Below are 21,834 nucleotides of genomic sequence, written 5' to 3'. Positions count from 1 at the left end.
TGGCCGCGGTCAGTGGCGAGCGCGCTCCAGGGCGTCCCAGAAACCGCGGCGCAGGGCGTGCCGGACCTCGTCGTGCAGGAGGAAGTCGATCGGCAGCGAGGAGCCCTGCAGGAGGCGGGCCTCCAGGTCGGAGGGCATGCGGGGTTTGCGGGCCAGGACGGCTTCGAGCCACAGGGCCGGGGCGTCCTTGGCCACGGACTCGCCGAAGTCGTGGCCCTCCTTGTGCGCCGCCTTCACCGCGTCGGCCAGCGTGGTCGTACCGCCGGCCGCCGCGTTGACCGGCACGGGGGCGGCCTGCGGGCCGGTGTAGGGCCCGATGGGCTGCGGTTGCGCCTGCGGCTGGGACTGGGAGGCCGTGGGCTGCGGTCCCGTGTAGGGGGTGGGCAGCTGGTAGCCCGGCGCCCCGCCCGTGCCGCCGGCGTTACCGGAACCGTACGGCGGGACGGCGGGCATCGAACCGGTCGAGCCGTGGTGCGGTCCCGGCTGCGATCCCGAGGAGGCGGCGGAGACGGCCGGAGCCGGAGAGGTGGGCGGGGACTCCTGGGCGTAGCCCGGGTAGGCGGGCTGCGACGGGCTCCCATGGGAAGGCCGGTTCTGCGGCGCGGCGCCGTCCGGGGAGACGCCTCCGGACGGGGTCCCGCCGGCCGGGGGGACCCCGTTGCCCGCGTCATGGCCGGGCCCGCCACCGTGCCCGCCACTGTGCCCACCACCAGACCCGCCACCGTGCCCACCACTGTGCCCGCCGCCATGGCCGGCGCCGTTGCCGGACGGCATGCCCCGGTGCGACGGCACTCCGTTGCTCGGCGTGGCCCCGCCGTAGTTCAGCGGCGCGGAACCGTCCGGCGACGTCCCGTTCCCGGAGGAGACCCCGTTCCCGGAGGAGGCGGCCCCGTTCGCGGCGGCGGACCCGTTGCCCGCCACCGCCTCGTAGCCGGGCCGGACGCCGTTCCCGGTGGACATCCCGTAACCGGAGCCGGGGGAGATCTCATAACCGGCGCGGGATCCGTTGCCCGGGGGGACCGCGTGGCTCAGCACCACGGCGGCGCCCGCGGCGCCCAGGACCCCCTGGGCGGAGGAGGCCTCACCGGCCCCGGAGAGCAGGCTGACGTACGGCCGCAGGTGTCCGCCGCCGATCTCGATCAGGTCGTCGCACTCCTGGCGGAGCGAGCGGGACACGCCCCAGCCCCCGTCGGCGGCGATGTGCACCAGCGTCACCCGGATCCCCAGGTCCTGCGCGTCGCAGACGACCTGGGTGAGGTCCTCGTCCCCGCTGATCACGACCGCGTCGCAGATCGCGTTGTTGCGGGCGAGCGTCATCAGGTCGCGGTGGACCTGCGCGTCGACGCCCTCCCGGCGGCCGGGCCGGATGCGCGAGAGCCGGAGCTTCAGGCCCGGGATGTCGCCCAGGGTGTCGTGCTCGGGGGTGTGGCGGCCCTCGACGGTCGCCTCGTACCAGTAGCAGCGGAGCAGCGGCAGGCCGGTGCGCTCCCGGCACAGCTCGTTGAGCAGCCGGAGCAGGCCGGTGTAGTCCCACGAGACGGCCTCGCGATGCCGGGTCCCGTGCGCGGCCATCGCTCCGTCTGCCAGCAGGTAGCCAGCGTCCACGAACAGCGCGCAGCGATCCACGCGACACCGCCCTTCCTACGTCGCCCGGCCCTACGGCTCGGACACGCTTGAAAACGCCCCGAAAGGCCGGACAGGTGGGCCTTCTCCAGGGTAGTAAAGCAACGGAGCCGCTGAGGGCGAATCCCCACGATTCCACCCGCAACCGACCACCCGCCGGAGCGTTCACGCCGACCGTACCAGTTTGTCCCTTTATAGAGGCCGTTCATCACGAACGGGTCTGCACCGTCACGGCCGCCGCCCCGAACAGGACCGAGTCCCGGCGGGTGCTCAGCCTGAGCACCGGATTCCGCCCCAGGACGGCGTGGAAGCGGTCGACGTCCACCCCCGGCGTGAGGTCGACCCCCACCGACCCCGTGGACGAGCCGTCGAAGGGGTTGTCGGGGTTCCGGTCGCCGCCCTCGGGCCGGAGCGGGCCCGCCCCCGCGCTCACCCGGTCGCCGCGGAGATCGGCGTCGCCCTCCCAGGCCACCACGTCCAGCTGCGCGGGCCCGGCCCCGCGGGCCAGCCCGTCGAGCGGCAGGCGCACCGGCGTGCCCGCCCCGACCAGGACCGCCGTGTCGACGACCACGGCCTGGCCGTACGGCCGGCGCGGGTCGGCCGCGACGACCACCAGACTCCAGCCGGCGTGCCGCGAGACGCCCGCCCGGAGGGGGACGTCGGCCACCCAGTACTTGCCCCGGAGCCTGCGCACCAGCCCGGTCACGTCGGCGAACGCCTGATATGCCCGGCCGGACGGCAGCACCCGCTCGACCACGTTCGTGGCGCTCACCTGCGTGTAGCCGGTGCTCCCCGGGGCCCTGAACTTGACCCGCCCGGCGGCGGGCGCGCTCGCCGACCAGTAGAGCCCGGCCCAGACGACCCTGCCGCGGCCGGGCAGGTCCAGCCGGGCGGCGCTGGAGCTCTTCGTCGACGGGTCCCTGTCCCGGTCGAAGAGCCGCATGGGCGCCTGGTCGTTGTCGCGCTCGTCGCCGTCCCGCGACCGCACCGCCCGGCACATGCGGCCGGTGGGCGCCCGGGTCAGGAGGGTGTTGCCGATCGCGGCGGTGACCACCCTGCCCTCGGCGGCGAAGCGGGCCGGGGCCCCGAAGGCCCGCACCCCGCTCTCCGACTCCGCGCTCACCGGCTCGCCCCCGCCGCCGACCCGGAGCGAGAGCGGCACGTCCAGGGCCGCCGTCGGCGCGGCCTTCACCCGGAGGAAGACCGAGGTCGCCTGACCGGGGGCCAGCGGGCCGCGGGCGCAGCGCACGTGCCGGCCCGTGGGCCGGCAGGACCACCCGTCCACCGTGCCGACGGCACCGCCCGCGGCGGGCCTCGCCCGGCTCCCGCCCGTCAGCATCGTCACCCCGTCCGGCAGGCCGATCCGGGCCACCACTTCGCGGCTCCCACCCAGGCCCGCGTTGCGCAGCCGTACGGCCACCATGCCCGGCTGGGCCCTGACCAGCGCGCCGAGCACCTCGATCCCGGCGACCAGGCGCGGCACGGCCGCCCCGATCCTCCCCCGCTGGTGCGCGGGGCTCGGCGCCTCGCGGGGCGCGACCCGCACCGGCCGGGCGGGCCGGGCGGGTGCCGGAGCCCCGGTCCGCGCGCTCCCGGAGGGCGGCGCGGCCACGGGCGGCCGCGGGCTCCCTGGGTCGCGGGAGGTCGCGGGAGCGCGCGACGGCTCCGCCGGGGGCGCCGTGGAGGGCCGCGGCGGCACCGGCGTGCTCCCCTGCGAGGCCGCCGAGGGCTCCGGCCCGGCGGGGAGGGGCTCGGGCTGCGCGATGATCGGTGGCGGCGGTGTCGGCACCGGGACGGATCCCGGGGCCGGCCGGAGGAGCGCCGGGTCGCCGGAGGTCACCAGCACGAGCGCCGTCGCCGTGCCGAGCGCGATGACGGCCGCGCTCGCCGCGACGGCCTGCTGCCGCCCGCGAGAGGCGCGCCGCGCCCAGCCCGCCGCGCCGCCGAGGGCGCCGAGGCCGGTGACGAGGCCGCACCCGGGCGCGCCGCCCGACTTGCCCAGCGCCGTGAGGTATCCGTCCAGGACCGGTCCGGCGATGAGGGGGCCGACGATGACGCGCAGGCCCCGGTCGACGTCGGTCAGCTCCATGAACACGGCCCGGCAGTCGGTGCAGTCGTCCATGTGCCGGTCGATGAGCCTGGTCTCCCGCTTGACCAGGCCGCCCCGGACGTAGGCGCCCATCTTCGACAAGGACGGGCGACACCCCTTCCGCGGCGTTCCGGACAGGTGCACCTTCAGGCACGCCTGGCGCAGCCCCTCCTTCGCCCTGCCGACGAGCTCGGCCACCTCGTCGGCGGGGAGCCCGATCAGCGGGGCGACGTCGGTGGGCCCGGACTTCTCCACCTCGACGTGCCAGAGCAGCGCCTGCCAGCGCTCGGGCAGCGACAGGAAGGCCCGGGCGACCAGCGAGCGCTCCAGGCCGATCAGCGCCGGGTCGACGAAGGGCACCCCGGGGTCGAACAGCTCCGCCTCCCCCTTGGGCACCTCGCCGCTCGCAGTGCGGCGCCGCTCCCGGTCGTAGACCGTACGGCGGACCGCGGTGAGCAGGTGCACCCGGAAGGCCTCCTTGGGGCCGCCGCCCCGCCGGGTCAGGTCCAGGATCCTGGTGAACGTCTCCGCCACGACGTCCTCGGCCTCGGCCGCGCTCCGGACGAGCTGCCGGGCCAGGGCGCGCGCCGCCGGCGCGTGCCGTTCGTAGAGGCCGCCGTAGGCCGCCGCGTTCCCGTTCCGGGTCGCGGCGAGCAACTCGGCGTCGCCTTGAGACGATTCAACACTCATTGTGACCTCGCGATTACCTACAGTTGTCGCGCCCATACATTCCGCAGTCCGCACGACGGTTAAACCGAAGTCGCGGCTTTACCTGCGACCGGGTCGGAGGCACCGCCGGGGGCGGCCCTAACCTTGGTGCCATGAGCGATCGTGAGAACCTGCTGGCCGAGATCAAGAGCAAGGGCGTCGTGCACGGCCGCGTCGTGCTGTCCTCCGGCAAGGAGGCGGACTTCTACGTGGATCTGCGCCGGGTGACCCTCGACGGGAGGGCGGCTCCGCTGGTCGGCCGGGTCATGCTGGATCTCACCGCCGACCTCGACTACGACGCCGTGGGCGGACTCACCCTGGGCGCGGACCCGGTGGCGACGGCCATGCTGCACGCGGCGGCGGCACGGGGCCGCGCCCTCGACGCGTTCGTGGTCCGCAAGGCGGCCAAGGCGCACGGGATGCAGCGCCGGATCGAGGGACCGGACGTCGCCGGGCGGCGGGTGCTGGCGGTGGAGGACACCTCCACGACCGGCGGGTCGCCGCTGACCGCCGTGGAGGCGCTCCGCGAGGCCGGCGCCGAGGTCGTGGCGGTCGCCACGATCGTGGACCGGGGGGCGGCCTCCGCCATCGCCGGGGCCGGCCTGCCGTACCGCACCGCCTACACGCTGGAGGACCTGGGCCTGTCCTGACCCGCCCCGAGACCTCGGGATCCCAGGGTTCCGTGGTCTCGGGATCGCGGCATCGCGGCATCGCGGCATTCCGAGGTTCCGGGATCGCGGAAGCCGGGAGAGCAGCGCGCCTACTCCCGGACGGCCGTGAACTCCTGCCGCTCCCCGGCCCCGCCCGGGGGGCGCACGACGCCGTTCACCCGGACGCGGACCGTGGACGCGTCGGTCAGCACGACGTCCACCTTGTCGTCGAAGGCCTGCGCCTGCTCGCCGCGGGCCATCTCCCGGTTGAGCAGCACGTCGCCGCCCGCCACCTTCAGGAAGACCGTGGGGCAGCGCTCCTCGACGCACTCGACGAGCACCGTGGGGACCCGGGCGGGCGTGGCGGAGGGGGCTCCGGTCGCGGGGGCGGGCGCGGAGGCCGAGGCGGAGGACGCGGGTTCGGAGCCGAGCGCGCCGATCAGCGACCTGCCGCCCAGCGCGATCAGGAACAGCAGGGCCAGCACCGCGAGCCCGGCGAGGGCGAGGCGGGCGATGCCCATCGGGTCGGACCTGTGGCGTCCCACACAGTGGAGGGTAGCGGCAGGAGCGGCGGTCCCACGAGCGGTCCCACGAGCGGCACCGTCGCCCGGGGGCGCGGACCCCGCCCCGGAGACCGCGGGCCCCGCCGCCGGAGGCGGGCGGCCCGGCGTCCGGGCGGACGGATCCGCCGGGATCAAGGAGTGGCGAAGCTACCGGGGCGGGGCGTAAACAGGAATACTGGCCGTCGGGCCGTGTCCCGCGAGGGTCCCGCCAGGCCCGGCCGATCCGCGCTTGCCGTCTTCCAGGGAGTTGAACCGATGCCTATCGCGACCCCAGATGTCTACGCCGAGATGCTCGACCGCGCCAAGGCCGGCGGTTTCGCCTATCCGGCGATCAACGTGACCTCGTCCCAGACCCTGAACGCCGCGCTCCGCGGTTTCGCCGAGGCCGAGAGCGACGGCATCGTCCAGGTCTCCACGGGCGGCGCCGAGTTCCTGTCCGGCACCACCGTCAAGGACATGGTGACGGGTGCGACGGCGCTGGCGGAGTACGCCCGCGTCGTCGCGGCGAAATACCCCGTGACGATCGCGCTGCACACCGACCACTGTCCCAAGGACAAGCTGGACGGCTTCATGCGGCCGTTGATCGACGTCTCCCTGGAGCGGGTGGCCAGGGGCCAGGACCCCCTCTTCCAGTCCCACATGTGGGACGGCTCCGCCGTACCCCTGGAGGAGAACCTGGAGATCGCCAAGGAGCTCCTCGACAAGTGCCGCCGCGCGAACATCATCATGGAGATGGAGATCGGCGTCGTCGGCGGTGAGGAGGACGGCGTCGTCGGCGAGATCAACGAGAAGCTCTACACCACCGCCGAGGACGCGATCGCGACCGCCGAGGCGGTGGGCGTCGGCGAGCAGGGCCGCTACATGCTCGCCGCGACCTTCGGCAACGTGCACGGCGTCTACAAGCCGGGCCACGTCAAGCTCCGCCCGAGCGTCCTGAAGGACATCCAGGAGGCCGTCGGCGCCAAGTTCGGCAAGGACAAGCCGTTCGACCTGGTCTTCCACGGCGGCTCCGGCTCGCTGCTGGAGGAGATCCACGAGGCGATCTCCTACGGCGTGGTCAAGATGAACATCGACACCGACACGCAGTACGCCTTCACCCGCCCGATCGCCGCGCACATGTTCACCAACTACGACGGCGTGCTCAAGGTGGACGGCGAGGTCGGCAACAAGAAGGCCTACGACCCCCGCGCGTACGGCAAGGCCGCCGAGGCCTCCATGGCGGCGCGCGTCGCCGAGGCCTGCCGGCACCTGAAGTCCGCCGGCACCAAGCTCACCTGATCCACCCCACCCCCTCGGCCCGGCGGCGGGCGGGCGCCCCCCGGCGCCCGCCCGCCGCTCCGGGCTGACGAGACCTCGAAGAGGAGGGACGGCGCGTCCCGCCCCGCTCACCGGGCGGGCCGGACGCGCCGGAGAAACCAATGGAATCCCACGAGAACCTTCTCGCCGGTCCCCCGCCCACCCTGCTGCCGGACCTGCCCGAGGCCCGGGAGGCCCTGGCCTCGGGCGCCAAGGCGTCCGACGTCGCCGCGAGCTTCCCCGCCCATCCGGCGGCCTGGGCCGCCCTGGCCGAGGAGTACTTCGCGTCGGGGCACGCGGTGACCTCCTACGCGTTCGCCCGCACCGGCTACCACCGCGGGCTCGACCAGCTGCGCCGCGCCGGGTGGAAGGGCCACGGCCCGATCCCCTGGGAGCACGAGCCCAACCGCGGGTTCCTGCGCTGCCTGTACGCCCTGGCCCGGGCCGCGCAGAGCATCGGGGAGAAGGACGAGGCCGAGCGCTGCATGACCTTCCTGAAGGACTCCAGCGCCGAGGCGCACGCCGCGCTGACCGGCCGCTGAGGGCCCGGCCTGCTCCTGGTCCGGCCCCGCCCGCTCCGGCGCCCGGCCCGGACCCGGTGCGGCACCCGGCGCGACCTGGTGCGGCGCCCGATCCGAACGGGGTCCGCGCCCGATCCGAACGGGGTCCGCGCCCGGTCCGGACGCGGGGGATCCCCCTCCGGCGGGAGGGGAGATCCCCCTTCCGCGGCCCGTCGGGTATTCTCTCCTCGCAAGAGCCCCTGTCGCGATTGCGCCAGGGGTTTCGTTTTGTGGTGGGAGACTAACGATGCCGGCTGTCGTTCTCTTCGGCGCCCAGTGGGGCGACGAAGGCAAGGGTAAGGCCACCGACCTGCTCGGCGACAAGGTTGACTACGTCGTCAGATATCAGGGCGGGAACAACGCGGGCCACACGGTCGTCATCGGCGACCAGAAGTACGCCCTGCACCTACTGCCGACGGGGGTGCTGTCGCCGAACGTCGTCCCGGTGATCGGCAACGGCGTCGTCATCGACCCGGGCGTGCTGCTGAGCGAGATCGAGGGCCTGGAGGCCCGCGGGGTCTCCTCCGAGCGCCTGCTGATCTCCGCCAACGCGCACCTGATCATGCCCCACCACAAGGCCCTCGACAAGGTCTCCGAGCGCTACCTCGGCAAGGCCCGGATCGGCACGACCGGCCGCGGCATCGGCCCGGCCTACGGCGACAAGATCTACCGGATGGGCATCCGGGTCCAGGACCTGCTCGACCCGGGCATCCTGCAGAAGAAGATCGAGGTCGCCCTCGGCGAGAAGAACCAGATCCTCACCAAGATCTACAACCGCCGGTCGCTCGAACCGGCCAAGGTCCTGGAGGAGTACCTCGGCTACGCCGAGCGCCTCAAGCCGCACATCGCCGACACCTCGCTGATCCTGAGCCGGGCGCTGGACGACGACAAGGTCGTGCTGCTGGAGGGCGGGCAGGGCAACCTGCTCGACATCGACCACGGCACCTACCCGTTCGTCACCTCCTCCTCGCCGACCTCGGGCGGCGCCTGCGCGGGCGCGGGCATCCCGCCGACCCGCATCACCCGGGTGATCGGCATCCTGAAGGCCTACACCACCCGGGTCGGCTCCGGCCCGTTCCCGACCGAGCTCACCGACGAGATGGGCGACTGGCTGCGCACCACCGGCGGCGAGTACGGCGTGACCACCGGCCGCAACCGCCGCTGCGGCTGGTTCGACGCGGTGATCGCCCGCTACGCCACCCGGATCAACGGCGTCACCGACTTCTTCCTCACCAAGCTGGACGTGCTCTCGGGCCTGGAGAAGATCCCGGTCTGCGTGGCCTACGAGGTGGACGGCGTGCGCCACGACGAGATCCCGATGACCCAGACGGACTTCCACCACGCCAAGCCGGTCTACGAGGAGTTCCCCGGCTGGCAGGAGGACATCACGGGCGCCAAGTCCTTCGACGACCTGCCCGCCAACGCCCGGGCCTACGTCAGGGCCCTGGAGGAGATGAGCGGCGCCCCGATCTCCGCCATCGGCGTCGGCCCCGGCCGCACCGAGACCCTCCAGCTCCGCCCGCTGATCTGACCCGTCCCGTACGGCTCCGCCCGCCGATCCGGCCCCGCGCCCCGTACGGCTCCGCCCGCCGGCCCGGACCCGTCCCCGTACGGCTCCGCGCCCCGGGCGGAGCCGTACGGCCGCCGCGGGAGGGGCGGCCGGGGCGGAGCCGCAGGGAAGAACGGACCCCGGCGGGGAGCCATCCGGGCGCCCCGCTCGGTAGGGTCCCGGTGTGCATGCCGAGATCCACGGCCACCGCGGGGCCCGAGGGCTCCGCCCGGAGAACACGCTGCCCGGGCTCGCCCACGCTCTGGAGCTGGGCGTCGACGCGCTGGAGTTCGACGTCGCGCTGACGGCCGACCGGCGGCTGGTGCTCACCCACGACCTCACAGTCTCCCCGGTGACCAGCGCCGACACCGGCCCGGCCCGGGCGGGCGACCCGCTCTTCCCCTACGTGGGCAGGCCCGTCGGCGCGCTGACGCTGGCGCAGCTGCGCACCCTCGAATGCGGCGTACGGCTGCCGCTCCGCCCCGACGACCGCTTCGCCGCGACGCAGGTCCCGGTGCCGCACACCCGGATGCCGACACTGGGGGCGGTGCTCGGCCTGGTGGACGCCTACGGCGCCGACGGGGTGCGGCTGCACGTGGAGCTCAAGTCCGACCCGACCCGGCCGGACCTCACCCCCGATCCGCGTGAGTTCACCGAGCTGGTGGTCGCCGAGCTCGACCGGCACGACAGGCTCGACGGCGCGGCGATCCTCAGCTTCGACTGGCGCATCCTGCGGATCGCGCGGGAGCTGGCCCCGGCGGCGCGGCGCTACGCCCTGATCGAGCTGGACACCCTGGAGAGCGTCTGGCTGGACGGCCTGCTCCTTTCGGACTTCGGCGGCGACGTCCCAGCCGCCGCCGCGGCGGCCGGGGGCACCGCGGTCTCGCCCGAGCACGTGATGGTGGACGAGGAGTTCATGCGGCGGGCGGCCGCCGCCGGACTGCCGGTGGTCCCGTGGACCGTCAACGAGCCGGACCGGGCCGCGGCCCTGCTCGACCTCGGCGCGGCCGGGCTCGTCACCGACTACCCCGACCGGATGCGCGCCCTGTGGGCCGGGCGCGGGCTCCCCCTGCCCGCCCCGGTCACCGCGTGCCGCGCCGTCCGGGAGCCGCGCGGAGGACCGTCCCCGGCCCGGACGGCCTGAAGGCCGTCCGGGCCGGGAGCGGTGCGGCGGGACCCCGCCCGGGACTACATCCAGCCGTTGCGGCGGAAACCCCGGTAGAGCAGCGTGCAGGCGATCACCATGACGCCGAGCACGACCGGGTAGCCGAAGACGGAGTCGAGCTCGGGCATGTGATCGAAGTTCATGCCGTAGATCCCGGCGATCATCGTGGGGACGGCCATGATGGCGACCCAGGCGGAGATCTTGCGCATGTCCTCGTTGGCGAGGGCGTTGGAGCGGGCGAGCGCCGCCTGCAGCACCGAGTTGCAGAGCTCGTTGGACGACTCGACCTGCTCGCAGACCCGGGCGAGGTGGTCGACGACGTCGCGGAAGTACTCGCGCATCTCGGAGGGGATCATCCGGCGCTGGGCCAGCGTGGACATCGGCGACTGGAGCGGGGTGACCGCCCGCTTGAGCTCGATCATCTCGCGCTTGAGGTTGTAGATCCGGCTGATGTCCCGGGCGCTGACGTCGGCGAAGACCATGGCCTCCACCTCCTCCAGCTCGGCCTGCATGTCGTCGGCCACGTGCAGGTAGCGGTCCACGACGTGGTCGGCGATGGCGTGCAGCACACCGGTCGGGCCGCGGCCGAGCAGCTTGGGCTTGGCCTCCAGCCGCTCGCGGACCTCCGCCAGCGGGCAGTAGCGGCCGTGCCGCACGGTCACCACGAAGTCGGGGCCGACGAAGGCCATGATCTCGCCGGTGCCGATGATCTCGCTGGTCGCGGTCAGCTCCGGATGCTCCAGGTAGGCGACGGTCTTGAGCACCACGAAGAGCGAGTCGTCGTAGCGCTCGACCTTGGGCCGCTGGTGAGCCTTGACGGCGTCCTCGACGGCGAGGGGATGGAGGTCGAAGACCTCGGCCAGCCACTCGACCTCGGGGGCGTCGGGCTCGTGCAGCCCGACCCAGACGAAGGCGTCGGCCTTCTCCTGGGCGGCGTTGTGCGCGCGGACGAGCTCCAGGGCGTCCGGGATGCCGAGGGCCTCGATCCGCCGGCCGCCGACGTAGGCGGCGTATTCGACGAGGGAGTCGCTCGGCGGGACGCAGGTGCCGTTCAAGCGGTCACGGACCGGGACGGAGGGAGCGTGGGGCGCACGGACCGTGCGTACGTGCCGAATGCGGGGAAAAAGGAGCGAAGAACGCATGACATGCCTTTCCCGCCCAACCTGACACCATCCACGCGCGAAGCGATGTCACCTCAGTTCAAACGAAATGCGCGCGAGGCAGATCGGGCACCGATTGAAGAAATGGTCGAGATTGCGCACGGCCACGTGCGCGAGCACGTACTGCTGGGATCGCCAGAGGACATCCCGAACCACCTCCAATCGGTAAGAGACATGCAAAGCCGCCCAAATCTACCACAGGACGGGGGAACGACCTCCACCCTACCCCCGCCCTCACGGACGATCAGGCGCGACCCGGGAATCCCCGCCGCCCGCGCCGCTCCGTCCACAGCCTGTGGACGGAGTGACGGGCACCGGGGCCGATAGGCTCTCGCGCGTGCGCGTTCTTGTGATTGGATCCGGCGGGCGTGAGCATGCCCTGTGCCGGTCGTTGACAGCAGACCCCCAGGTCGCCGAGGTCCACTGTGCTCCCGGAAACGCGGGCATCGCGCAGGTCGCGACCCTGCACCCGGTGGCGCCGGCCGACCCGGCCGCCGTCGCCGGGCTGGCGGTGGAACTGGGGGCGGACCTGGTCGTGGTCGGCCCCGAGGCCCCGCTGGTCGCCGGCGTCGCCGACGCTGTACGGCAGGCGGGCATCCCCTGCTTCGGCCCGTCGGCGCAGGCCGCGCGGATCGAGGGCTCCAAGGCCTTCGCCAAGGAGGTCATGGCCGCCGCGGGCGTGCCCACCGCCCGCTCCCGCACCTGCACGACCCCCGAGGAGGCCGCCGCGGCCCTCGCGGAGTTCGGCGCGCCGTACGTGGTCAAGGACGACGGGCTGGCCGCCGGCAAGGGCGTGGTGGTCACCGGCGACCTCGACGAGGCGCTCCGGCACGCCGCCGCCTGCGGGCGGGTCGTCATCGAGGAGTTCCTCGACGGCCCCGAGGTCTCGCTCTTCGCGCTCTGCGACGGAGCCACGGCCGTGCCGCTGATGCCCGCCCAGGACCACAAGCGGGCCTACGACGGCGACGCCGGTCCCAACACCGGCGGCATGGGCGCCTACACGCCGCTGCCGTGGGCCCCGCAGGACCTGGCCGAGCGGGTCATGGCCGAGACGGTCATCCCGACGGTGACCGAGCTGGCCCGGCGCGGCACGCCGTACACCGGGGTGCTCTTCGTCGGCCTGGCGCTGACCGCCGGCGGCCCGAAGGTGATCGAGTTCAACGCGCGGTTCGGCGATCCGGAGACCCAGGTCGTGCTGGACCGGCTGGAGACGCCGCTCGCCGGGCTGCTGCTCGCCTGCGCGACCGGCACGCTGGAGGCGTTCGGCCCCCTGTCCTACCGCGGCGGCGCGGCGGTGACCGTGGTGGTCGCAGCGGAGGGCTACCCGGCCGACCCGGTCAAGGGCGACGTGATCGAGGGCCTCGACGAGAAGGTCGGGGGCGCCTACGTGCTGCACGCCGGCACGGCCGCCGGCGCCGGGGGCCGGACCGTCTCGTCCGGCGGGCGCGTGCTCAGCGTGGTCGGCACCGGCCCCGACGTCGCCGCGGCCCGCGCCGCCGCCTACGAGCTGGTCGGCCGCATCCGGCTGCGCGGCTCCCACCACCGCACCGACATCGCCGCCCAGGCCCTCTGAACGGCCCTGTGACGCTCCGCAGCGACCGCTCAGGGCGCTGCGGGGCCGGGGTGCGGCCGGGGGCCACGCCTCACTAGCGCACCGGCTCCCGTCCACGGCTCCGGCGGACCGGCGACAGTGATCCGGGGTTCATCTGCCCCCTCGGCGATCGGAGTGCACAACGGCTCCTTGAGGCCGAACCCACCGCTCCGGCTCCTGTCCTCAGCGTCCCGTTCATCACTCTCATCGTCGCGAAGGCCGGATAGGCGCGCGTTTCCGGCCTAGCATTGACCAGATCAGCGGGAGGTGCGGACATGGCCGTAGTCATGCGGGCCGGGTCGTGGGAGATGACTCCACGCGAGCTCTCCCACCGGGTCCTGCACGGCGACATCCGCCTCCCCTCGTTCCCGCGTTCCTATCGCTGGGAGCGCCGTGACGTGGAGGAGCTCTTCGACAGCGTCCTGCGGGGCTACCCCATCGGCAGCCTGCTCATGTGGCGGCGACCCGCCGGAGCCGGAACCGTCACCGTGGGACCGCTGACCGCCGATGTGGACGCCACCCCGGACGCGCTCTGGGTGATCGACGGCATTCAACGCGTCACCAGCCTGGTCGGGGCGCTGAACGCCGCAGAGGAGACGGTCGATCCACGGTTCCGGATCTTCTACGACCCCCGGCTGGACGAGTTCGTCTCCGCCGACCGCCGCGACCACGTACCCGAGCACTGGTTTCCGATGTCATCGGCTTCGGACACCGCCCGCCTGTTGCACTGGCAGCGAAAAGCCCGGCTCGACGACGCTCAGCTCGAGCGGTGCCACAACGTCGTACGGGCCGTGGACAACTACCGCCTTGCCGTACAGGTCGTGGACTCCGGTGACGAGGCGGAACTTCAGGAGGTCTTCCGGCGGATCAGCAGGCCCGGCCGTCTCGTCCGGCCCGATGAGGTGTTCGGCGCCATCCGGACGACGTCTGGCCGGGTGGAATCCGTCGACCTCCCCGTACTGGCCTCCCGTGTCGCGAGATGGGGCTTCGGCGAGATCCCCGAGACTGCACTCGCGCGTTCGGTTCTCGCCACGAGAGAGGACCAGCTCGACCGGGAGTTCATCGACGAACTCGGAAGCGATGCGGAGCGGCGCGAAGCCTTCTCCCTTGCTGAACGGGCGCTGGGAGCGACGGTCGACTTTCTCCGGCACGATGTGGGCATTCCGCACGCCCGCTTAGTTCCCTACATGCTTGCCTTTCCGGTTCTCACACGATTCACCGTCCTCTTCGGCCCCCCTGAGGGACGAGCCGCCGAACTTCTACGGCGCTGGATCTGGCGCGGCGCGGCGCTCGGCATGACACCGCGCGGCGAGGCCAGGGCACTGCGCGAATACGGCCGGGCCGTCGAGGGCGATCCCGTATCCAGCGCAGACCGGCTGCTCAAGCTGCTTCCGCCGTATGAAGCATGGGAACCTGACCTGAACGCCGTCCACCTCGACCAGGTGCAGGCAAAGGTCAATCTCCTCGGCCTGCTCTCCCTCCGTCCTCGGATCATTGGCCGTACCAGCGAGTTCGATGACCGGGCCGGCACGGTGACGGATCCGAACGGACTCATGGAACGGGAGCGGGACCCGCTGGTCAGGATCACGTCCATCCCCAGGGAGTTTCCCCGTGGCTTCCTGGCCAACCGGGTGATCCATCCCCGGACGGTGTCCGGCGAGGACATCCGCGGGGCGCTGCTTCGGGGAGAACCCGATCCCGACGTCCTGGAGAGCCACCTCATCGACGCCGAGGGCCTGGGCCTGCTGCGGGCGGGCATGGACCACGAGTTCGTCGCGCACCGAGCCGGGCTCGTCCGTGCGGCCATCGCCGAGCATGTGCAGGAGAACGCCCTGTTCGGCTTCCCCGACGGTCCCGACCTCACGAGCCTGATCACCCCTGGAGACGCCGGATGAGCGGCCGGACGAGCGCCCAGGTCCTGATCGGTGACCGGGTCGTCGGCGTGCTGGAGCAGCGGGCCGGAAAGGTCTCCTTCCGTTACCTGGACCGCGCGCCGGACCGGCCCGTGCTGGGTCTGCACTACGAGTACAACCCGCGGAAGGTCGAGAACCCTCCGGGCGGTCAGCTGCCGTCGTGGTTCTCCAACCTCCTGCCAGAGCGGGAATCCGGGCTGCGCCGACTGGTCACGGCCCAGCTCGGGCTCAAGTCCGTCAGCGACTTCGCCCTGCTCGTCCACCTCGGACAGGACCTGCCCGGGGCCGTCCGGGTGATCGGTGAGGACGTCGATCCCGAAGGTCCGGCGGAGGACGCGGCAGCGCGTTCCGGCGCGCAGAAGATGAGCTTCTCCCTGGCCGGCATGCAGGTGAAGCTCTCAATGGCCCGGACGCCCGCGGGGTTCCGGTACGTCGGGGTCGGCGGTGACTGGATCGTGAAGTTCCCGAGCCGGAGCCACGACCTCCTCCCCGAGAACGAGCACGCCATGATGACCTGGGCCGCGCTCGCCGGGATCGAGGTGCCCGACCACCTCCTGGTCCCGGTCGGCGACCTGGAGAACATCCCCCCCGAGCTGACGACCGTCGGCGGGACGGCCTTCGCCATCCGGCGCTTCGACCGGTCCGGTGGCGGGCGCGTCCATCAGGAGGACTTCGCCCAAGTCTTCGGCCTGCTGCCGTACCAGAAGGATCGCGGCCAGGCCGAGGACGTGGGCCGGGTCATCCACCGCGAGTGCCCGAGCGACCTCGACCAGTATGTCCGACGCCTGGCCGCCTGCATGGTGATGGGGAACACCGACGAGCACCTCAAGAACTGGTCACTGCAGTATCCCGGCGGACGGGTCCGACGGCTCTCCCCGGCCTACGATTTCGTCTCCGTCATGTCATACGAGGGCTTCCGGCGGGACATCCTGACGCTTCCCCTGGCAGGCCAGCCCGACACCCGGTACATCACGCTGGAGCACTTCCGGGGCTTCGCAGGAACCGTCGGTGCAGACCCGGACGCGGTGGCAGCCGCCGTACAGGATGTCGTCGGCGCGATGGCCGACTCATGGCCAGCGGTCAGGGAACGCTGTCCCGTACCGGATTTCGTCGCCGCTCACATCGAGGAACGGCTGCGAAGCCTTCCCCTCGTCAAGGAGGCTTGAGCCCTCCTGGCAGACTTGGGCCGTGAAGCACCTGCACTCCGGCAAGGTCCGCGACCTCTACCAGACCGAAGAGGGTCTGCTGCTGATGGTCGCCTCGGACCGCATCTCGGCCTTCGACCACGTCCTGACCCCCGACATCCCGGACAAGGGCACGATCCTCACCCGGATGTCGCTGTGGTGGTTCGAGCAACTCGCCGACGTCGTGCCGAACCACGTCGTCGCCCCCGGCCCCGACGGGCGGAGCGTGCTGTGCCGGCCGCTGCGCATGGTGCCGGTGGAGTGCGTCGCGCGGGGCTACCTGACCGGCTCGGGCCTGATCGACTACCGGCGCGACGGCGAGGTCTCCGGGATCCGGCTGGAGCCCGGCCTGGTGGACGGGTCCCGGCTCCCCGAGCCGATCTTCACCCCCTCCACCAAGGCGCCCGTCGGCGAGCACGACGAGCCGATCAGCTTCGAGCGGGTCGTCGCCGAGGTCGGCGCGGACGTGGCCGCCGAACTGCGCCGGATCACGCTGGAGGTCTACCGGCGCGGCGCGGAGATCGCCCTGGAGCGCGGCATCATCCTGGCCGACACGAAGATCGAGCTCGGCTGGGACGCCGACGGCGTGCTGACCCTCGGCGACGAGGTCCTGACCCCCGACTCCTCCCGCTTCTGGCCCCTCGACCAGTGGGAGCCCGGCCGCTCGCAGCCGTCCTTCGACAAGCAGTACGTCCGCGACTGGCTCACCTCCCCGGCCTCCGGCTGGGACCGCGCCTCCGGCGAGGCCCCGCCGCCGCTCCCGGAGGAGGTGGTCGAGCGGACCCGTGCCCGTTACGTGGAGGCTTACGAGAAACTGACTGGCCGACCTTTCACGGGGTAGTGCCTCGGCGAAGTGACCGGGCAAGGAGTGGCCACCGGCTACTGTTGGGCCGACACTCCGGCTGCCGTCCCCCCGGCGCACGAGTCACACCTCCCCACCTGCAAGGAGCAAGACGCATGGTCCGTTACCGTGTGCGCGGTGGCAACGCGCTGCGTGGAACCGCATTCATCCAGGGCGCGAAGAACGCCGTTCTGCCGATGATCGGCGCGGCACTGCTCGCGGCCAAGGGCCGCACGGTGCTGCGCAACGTCCCCATCATCGAAGACGTCCGCCGGGCGGTGGAGCTGGCCGAGGCCATCGGCGCCAAGGTCGAGCTGCACGAGGCCGAGCGCACGCTGGTGATCGACGCCTCCCGGCTGACCAGCCCGGTGCTGCCCGCGGAGATCGCCCGGCGCTTCCGCGGCTCGGTGCTGTTCGTCCCCGCGCTGCTGCACCGCCTCGGCGAGGCGGTCATCGAGGGCGTGGGCGGCTGCAACCTGGGCAGCCGCAACCTCGACTTCCACTACCTGGGCTACAAGCGCCTGGGTGCGGCCGTGGAGGAGGAGGACACCGTCATCCGCGTCAAGAGCGGCGGGTTCACCGGCGCCAAGCTGTATCTCGACACCCCCTCGCACACCGGCACCGAGAACCTCATCATGGCGGCCGCCCTCGGGCGCGGCACCACCGTGATCGAGAACGCCGCGCTGGAGCCCGAGGTCCTCGACGTCATCGAGATGCTGACCCGGATGGGCGCGAAGATCAGCGGCGGCGGCACCGGTTTCATCACCGTGGAGGGCGTGGAGGAGCTCCAGGCCGTCGAGCACACCGTGATGCCCGACCGGCTCGACGCGGGCGTGTTCGCCATGGCCGCGGCCATCACCGGCGGCGAGGTCAACCTCGTCGGCGCCGACCTGGACCACCTCGGCGTGGTCCGCTACAAGCTGGAGCAGATGGGGGTGGAGTTCGCCGACCACGGTGCGGTGCTCCACGTGCGCCGGGACCGCCCGCTGCGCCCGATCAACGTGATCACCGACACCTACCCCGGGTTCGCCACCGACCTGCAGTCGCCGATCATGACGGTCGCCTGCCTCGCCGACGGCGCCAGCTACATCCACGAGCGCATCTTCGACGGCCGGTTCGCGCTGGCCAGCGAGCTCAACAAGATGGGCGCGGACATCGAGGTGACGGAGAACCGCGCCGTCGTGCACGGCGCCACCCCGCTGAAGGGCACGCAGGTGACCGCGCACGACCTCCGCTCGGGAATCGCGCTCGTTCTCGCCGGTCTCGCCGCCGAGGGGGAAACGGTCATCGAGTCCGGCTATCTCATCGACCGCGGCCACTCATATCTGGCCGAGCGCATGCAGGCCCTGGGCGCGGATGTGGTGCAGGAGATTTCACCGTCATAATCGGCGGGTTTCAACCGCTCTATAACCATCTTGACCTGTACGAATAGGACGAGTTAAGGCTTTAGCACCACGGGTTGTCCTCAGGCGGACACTAAATCGGGCGTGACATTACGGTCCCGACGAGCGATCGTTCCAAAAGAGAGCCGAAAACAAACGGACGGCATGATGGGAACGAACATTGGTCGAGCGGGCCGAAGAAGCTCCACGAGTGTCACGCACGGGTGCCCTGACACCGGATCTCACCATCGGTGTGGTGGGCCCCCACGACCTCGTCGAACGAGTGATGTTGATGGGCCACGCGGCGGCTCCCCTGCCCTGCCGCCTCGTGGCCGCCGCCTACCGGGACGAGCAGGAGGCGCCTGACAAGGTCACCCGTCTGGGGGCCGGGGTGGACGCCTGCCTGTTCGCCAGCCCGATCCCCTACGACCTGGCCCGGCGGTCGGGAGCGCTGACGATGCCGGCGACGTACGTCCAGCTCGGCGGGGCCGCGCTGATCGCCGCGCTGGGCCGGGCCGTGATGGACGAGCGGATCGACCCGCGCCGGATCAGCGTGGACGTGCTGAGCCGGGCGGACGTCGAGGAGGCCTACGCCGATCTGGGCCTGCCCAGCGGCGGGGTGCAGAGCCGCGACGAGCCGGGCGCCACGGGCACGATCGCGGCCTTCCACGAGCGCCTGGCGCGACAGGGGAGCACCACCGGGGCGCTGACCTGCCTGCCGGCCGTCGCCGAGCGCCTGCAGGCGGCGGACGTCCCGGTGGTCCGGGTCCGCCCGACCTCCGCCGCCGTCCGGACGGCGCTGCACACCGCGGCGCTGCTCGGCGCCCACCACCGGCTGGAGGAGTCGCAGCTGACCGTGGTCCTGGTCGAGGTCCCCACCCTCCGCGAGCCGGTACGGCGGGCCGCGCCCCGCCACTGGCGCGACGAACTGCGCCTGTCGCTCCACCGGCTGCTGGTGCAGGAGGCCAACCGGATCAACGCGACGGTGACGGCGATCGACGACCACAGCTACATGGTCACCGCGACCCGCGGTTCGGTGTCCGCCGCCACCGAGGGCTTCCGGGTGCTCCCGTTCGCCGCGCGGGTCCGCGACGAGCTCGGGCTGGCCGTGGAGGTCGGCGTCGGCATGGGCCGTACGACCCACGACGCCGAGGCCCACGCCCGGGCGGCGCTGGCCCGCACCCAGACGGGCAAGCAGGTCCAGGGCTTCGCGGTGGACCGCGAGGGCCGGGCGCTGGTCCCCGCCCCCAGGACGCCCCTGCACGGCGGCACGGCCAAACCCAAGGGCGTGGAGGTGCTGGCCCGGCTGGCCGCCAAGCTGGAGAACGGGGACACGGTGGTGGACGCCGAGGGCGCGGGCAAGATGCTCGGCGTCACCTCGCGTACGGCACGGCGGTTGCTGCGCACGCTGGTGGACGAGGGACTCGCGTGGCCGCTCCCGCCGAACCGCACCCCGCAGCCGGGACGGCCCCGCCAGCTCTACCGCCTGATCGTGGAGAAGCTCGGCGCCCGTTAGGAGACCCCCGGGCGACGGCTCCCTGCGGATCAGGTGGGATACCTGAGCCGCCGGAGGGTGTAGCCGTCGCCCGCCGGGTCCAGAGACCTGGTGGCCTGCTTGAAGAGATACTCGGCCCGCTCGTAGGACAGGCGGCGGCGGCCCGTCTCCGGGCACAGGTCGGCCTGCGCCGGCACCCGGGACGGCCCGGGCCGCCGGTCGGTGAGGAAGAGGGGGCCCCGGGTCCGGCCCGCCACCAGATCGGGGAGGAGCCGGGCGGTCCCGGACCGCCAGCTCACCCAGGAGCCGCCCGCGCGGGCCCGGCGGTCGTCCAGGTCCAGGTCTTCGACGTTCAGGGACAGAACGGCCGTCACCCCGGCCGCGGACTCGTGCAGGAGCCGCCACAGGGTCCGTTCGCGCAGCGGCAGATCGGGGCGGTTCCAGAGCGCTTCCAGCTGTGCCGGGCCGATGCCCCGCGTCCGGGGGCGGGTCTCGGCACGCCGGTCGAGGCCAGCGGCGAGATGCTCCATGGACGCCCAGGCGCCGAACGACCGGACCGCCGACCGGTGCCGGTTCCACGTCGCGGCCGCCGCCTCGCCCCAGGCCGCGGTGAACGCCCGCGCCACGTGGTCGGCGGTCAGGGAGGCCAGGGGCGTCCGGTCGCCCACGGCCAGGCGGAGGCGCCGCAGCGTCTGCCCGTACGAGCGGACCGTCCCGGCGTCCAGCCCACCGCGTTCCAGGAACTCCCGGGCGGCCTGCCCGAGAGTGGGCCCGGGGGCGGCGGGAACGGGGATCTCCGCCGCCCGGCGGTGCAGGAAGGCGTGCTCGGCGACGTTCCCGGCGAGGGACGCGGCCCGCTCGAACTCCAGTCTCGCCTCCTCGAGCCGCCCCAGCCGGGCCAGGAGGTCGCCCCGGACGCTCGGCAGCAGGTGGTAGTCCCGCAGCGCGGGATCACCGGTCAGGGAGTCGACCAGGGCGAGCCCCGCCGCCGGCCCGTGCGCCATCCCGAGCGCCACGGCCCGGTTGAGCTGCACGACCGGCGTCGGCAGCAGCCGCGCCAGCGCTCCGTACAGAGCCGCGATCCGCGCCCAGTCGGTCTCCTCGGCGCTCCGCGCCTGCGCGTGGCACACGGCGATCGCCGCCTGCAGCACGTACGGACCTGGCGGGCCGCCGATCTCCCGCGCGCGCAGCATCGCGGTGAAGCCGCGGCGGATGAGCAGCCGGTCCCAGCGCCCCCGGTTCTGCTCGTGGAGCAGGACGGGTTCGCCCGAGGGTCCGGTCCGCGCGGCGGAGCGGGACGCCTGGAGCTCCATGAGCGCGACCAGCCCGTGCACCTCCGCCTCGTGCGGCGCCAGCCCCGCCAGCAGCCGGCCCAGCCTCAGCGCCTCCAGGCAGAGCTCCGGCCGGGTCAGATCGTCCCCGGACGTCGCCGAGTATCCCTCGTTGAAGATGAGGTAGACGACCTCGAGCACCGACGACAGGCGCGCGGCCAGTTCCGGGCCGCCGGGCAGCTCGAACGGCACCCGCTCCTCGGCCAGCGTCCGCTTCGCCGCGGCGATGCGCCGGGCGATCTGCGACTCTCCGACGAGGAACGCCCGGGCGATCTCCCCGGTCGTCAGGCCGCCGAGGAGCCTGAGCGTCAGCGCGACCCGTGCCTCGGTCGGCAGGACCGGGTGGCAGGAGACGAACATCAGCCGCAGGACGTCGTCCTGCTCGGTGTCCCCTCCGGAGCCGTGCTCCCGGTCCTGCCGTTCCAGCTCGTGGGCGAGCCGCCCCTGCCCGTGCTCGAGCCGCCGGGAGCGCCGGATGTGGTCGACGGCGCGGCGTTTGGCGACGGCCGTCAGCCAGGCGCCGGGGTTGTCCGGAACACCCGACGCGGGCCACTGCTCGAGAGCGGAGACGAGCGCGTCCTGGGCCAGTTCCTCGGCGAGGCCGACATCGTGCACCATCCGCGTGAGCCCGGCGATGATCCTGGCCGCCTGGAGCTTCCAGACCGCGTCGATCGTGCGATGGACGTCCGTCACGGCACGATGACAGCACCGCCCCGGTCCCGTCCGCAAGCCGG

General features: G+C 72.9%; 16 protein-coding genes. 11 read left to right on the top strand and 5 right to left on the bottom strand.

Annotation, left to right across the window (positions count from 1 at the left end):
• Window positions 1-9: 9 nt before the first annotated feature.
• The gene (locus HS048_RS05570) at window positions 10-1,626 is read right to left on the bottom strand and encodes an NYN domain-containing protein (protein ID WP_196466349.1); all 1,617 of its coding nucleotides are present in this window, start codon (window positions 1,624-1,626) and stop codon (window positions 10-12) included.
• 205 nt (window positions 1,627-1,831) lie between these two features.
• Window positions 1,832-4,402: a sigma-70 family RNA polymerase sigma factor gene (locus HS048_RS05565; protein WP_196466348.1), complete on the bottom strand. Its 2,571-nt coding sequence runs from the start codon at window positions 4,400-4,402 to the stop codon at window positions 1,832-1,834.
• 131 nt (window positions 4,403-4,533) lie between these two features.
• Between HS048_RS05565 and pyrE the strand changes: the two genes are divergently transcribed.
• Complete coding sequence (pyrE, locus tag HS048_RS05560; protein ID WP_068897986.1) at window positions 4,534-5,070, top strand: orotate phosphoribosyltransferase; 537 nt, start codon at window positions 4,534-4,536, stop codon at window positions 5,068-5,070.
• Between the two features lie 110 nt (window positions 5,071-5,180).
• Here the strand turns inward: pyrE and HS048_RS05555 are convergent, their stop codons facing one another.
• Entirely contained in the window at window positions 5,181-5,615 is a 435-nt protein-coding gene (locus HS048_RS05555; protein WP_196466347.1) for a hypothetical protein, read from the bottom strand.
• A gap of 273 nt (window positions 5,616-5,888) precedes the next feature.
• On the opposite strand from HS048_RS05555, the gene fbaA reads away from it, so the two are divergent.
• The 4 genes from fbaA (at window position 5,889) to HS048_RS05535 (ending at window position 10,182) form a co-directional block, all read left to right on the top strand.
• Window positions 5,889-6,911, top strand: a complete 1,023-nt coding sequence (fbaA, locus tag HS048_RS05550; RefSeq protein ID WP_196466346.1) for a class II fructose-bisphosphate aldolase — start codon at window positions 5,889-5,891, stop codon at window positions 6,909-6,911.
• A gap of 140 nt (window positions 6,912-7,051) precedes the next feature.
• On the top strand, window positions 7,052-7,471 hold the full coding sequence (locus tag HS048_RS05545) for a DUF3151 domain-containing protein (protein WP_068897981.1): 420 nt from the start codon (window positions 7,052-7,054) through the stop codon (window positions 7,469-7,471).
• Between the two features lie 265 nt (window positions 7,472-7,736).
• Window positions 7,737-9,020: an adenylosuccinate synthase gene (locus HS048_RS05540; protein ID WP_068897979.1), complete on the top strand. Its 1,284-nt coding sequence runs from the start codon at window positions 7,737-7,739 to the stop codon at window positions 9,018-9,020.
• 202 nt (window positions 9,021-9,222) lie between these two features.
• The gene (locus HS048_RS05535; RefSeq protein WP_196466345.1) at window positions 9,223-10,182 is read left to right on the top strand and encodes a glycerophosphodiester phosphodiesterase family protein; all 960 of its coding nucleotides are present in this window, start codon (window positions 9,223-9,225) and stop codon (window positions 10,180-10,182) included.
• 44 nt (window positions 10,183-10,226) lie between these two features.
• Here HS048_RS05535 and corA read toward each other — a convergent pair whose 3' ends face one another.
• Entirely contained in the window at window positions 10,227-11,345 is a 1,119-nt protein-coding gene (gene corA, locus HS048_RS05530; protein WP_068897975.1) for a magnesium/cobalt transporter CorA, read from the bottom strand.
• Between the two features lie 355 nt (window positions 11,346-11,700).
• Between corA and purD the strand changes: the two genes are divergently transcribed.
• From purD to HS048_RS05500, 6 genes are all read left to right on the top strand, one after another.
• Window positions 11,701-12,936, top strand: coding sequence for a phosphoribosylamine--glycine ligase (gene purD / locus HS048_RS05525; RefSeq protein WP_196466344.1), 1,236 nt, complete (start codon window positions 11,701-11,703; stop codon window positions 12,934-12,936).
• Window positions 12,937-13,229: 293 nt separating this feature from the next.
• Entirely contained in the window at window positions 13,230-14,849 is a 1,620-nt protein-coding gene (locus HS048_RS05520; protein WP_196466343.1) for a DUF262 domain-containing protein, read from the top strand.
• Window positions 14,846-16,033: a type II toxin-antitoxin system HipA family toxin gene (locus HS048_RS05515; protein WP_196466342.1), complete on the top strand. Its 1,188-nt coding sequence runs from the start codon at window positions 14,846-14,848 to the stop codon at window positions 16,031-16,033. The genes HS048_RS05520 and HS048_RS05515 overlap by 4 nt, the downstream gene beginning before the upstream one ends.
• A 22-nt stretch (window positions 16,034-16,055) precedes the next feature.
• Complete coding sequence (locus HS048_RS05510; protein WP_068897971.1) at window positions 16,056-16,892, top strand: phosphoribosylaminoimidazolesuccinocarboxamide synthase; 837 nt, start codon at window positions 16,056-16,058, stop codon at window positions 16,890-16,892.
• Window positions 16,893-17,008: 116 nt separating this feature from the next.
• Complete coding sequence (gene murA, locus HS048_RS05505) at window positions 17,009-18,277, top strand: UDP-N-acetylglucosamine 1-carboxyvinyltransferase (RefSeq protein WP_191896498.1); 1,269 nt, start codon at window positions 17,009-17,011, stop codon at window positions 18,275-18,277.
• A gap of 283 nt (window positions 18,278-18,560) precedes the next feature.
• Window positions 18,561-19,790: a GTP cyclohydrolase IIa gene (locus HS048_RS05500; RefSeq protein ID WP_068898347.1), complete on the top strand. Its 1,230-nt coding sequence runs from the start codon at window positions 18,561-18,563 to the stop codon at window positions 19,788-19,790.
• Between the two features lie 29 nt (window positions 19,791-19,819).
• Here HS048_RS05500 and HS048_RS38705 read toward each other — a convergent pair whose 3' ends face one another.
• A complete protein-coding gene (locus HS048_RS38705; protein ID WP_307832372.1) occupies window positions 19,820-21,793 on the bottom strand; it encodes a sigma-70 family RNA polymerase sigma factor in 1,974 nt (657 codons plus the stop codon).
• Window positions 21,794-21,834: the final 41 nt, after the last annotated feature.

The sequence above is a fragment of the Planomonospora sp. ID91781 genome (assembly GCF_015711595.1).
Lineage (GTDB): Bacteria > Actinomycetota > Actinomycetes > Streptosporangiales > Streptosporangiaceae > Planomonospora > Planomonospora parontospora.
Note: the sequence above shows the minus strand (reverse complement) of the source record. Positions and strands in the feature narration are given on the sequence as shown.

Coding starts and splice junctions, on each gene's coding strand:
- HS048_RS05565 (WP_196466348.1), bottom strand. CDS start 4,402: ATGAGTGTTGAATCGTCTCAAGGCGACGCCGAGTTGCTCGCCGCGACC.
- pyrE (WP_068897986.1), top strand. CDS start 4,534: ATGAGCGATCGTGAGAACCTGCTGGCCGAGATCAAGAGCAAGGGCGTC.
- fbaA (WP_196466346.1), top strand. CDS start 5,889: ATGCCTATCGCGACCCCAGATGTCTACGCCGAGATGCTCGACCGCGCC.
- HS048_RS05545 (WP_068897981.1), top strand. CDS start 7,052: ATGGAATCCCACGAGAACCTTCTCGCCGGTCCCCCGCCCACCCTGCTG.
- HS048_RS05540 (WP_068897979.1), top strand. CDS start 7,737: ATGCCGGCTGTCGTTCTCTTCGGCGCCCAGTGGGGCGACGAAGGCAAG.
- corA (WP_068897975.1), bottom strand. CDS start 11,345: ATGCGTTCTTCGCTCCTTTTTCCCCGCATTCGGCACGTACGCACGGTC.
- HS048_RS05520 (WP_196466343.1), top strand. CDS start 13,230: ATGGCCGTAGTCATGCGGGCCGGGTCGTGGGAGATGACTCCACGCGAG.
- HS048_RS05515 (WP_196466342.1), top strand. CDS start 14,846: ATGAGCGGCCGGACGAGCGCCCAGGTCCTGATCGGTGACCGGGTCGTC.
- murA (WP_191896498.1), top strand. CDS start 17,009: ATGGTCCGTTACCGTGTGCGCGGTGGCAACGCGCTGCGTGGAACCGCA.
- HS048_RS05500 (WP_068898347.1), top strand. CDS start 18,561: ATGTTGATGGGCCACGCGGCGGCTCCCCTGCCCTGCCGCCTCGTGGCC.